The sequence below is a fragment of the Marivivens sp. ABH4_498 genome (assembly GCF_056160585.1).
The window spans coordinates 1-375 of the sequence record NZ_JBSWXL010000021.1 but is presented as its reverse complement, the minus strand read 5'-3'; the positions used below and the strand labels follow the sequence as shown (position 1 = coordinate 375).

Sequence of the window (375 nt, the reverse complement as noted above, 5' to 3'; positions counted from 1 at the left end):
ATGCGCCTGCGACCTCGTACCCCATGCAGCTATAGCCGTATTCCATGTGGTATCCACCCTGAGACGGTTGCCACAGCAGTTTCAACGCGCCCGGCATGGTGCCCGCAGCGCACATCGCGATCGCGCTGTCATCGGTCGCGCGTTGCACCGCGCCGATCACCTGACCGTCGGTCGGTTTTGCGTCCTGATCATCGGGACGTGCGCAATAGGCGTCGACCGCGCGCAGCCAGTCTTCGCGCTGTGCAGGATCACAGGCATCGGCGCGGTAATCGCCCAGTTCATCACCCAGCAACTGAAGCGCGATTTTGGCATCCGCCACCAGCGGTTCAGCGCCGTGTTTGTTTCCGTCATAGCCGTGGATGTTGATCGAGATAA

1 pseudogene is annotated in these 375 nt (G+C 61.3%); it reads right to left on the bottom strand.

What is annotated here, in order from left to right:
- Window positions 1-375 (bottom strand): annotated as a pseudogene (locus ACXAGA_RS16475) (3D-(3,5/4)-trihydroxycyclohexane-1,2-dione acylhydrolase (decyclizing)); the annotation flags it as partial.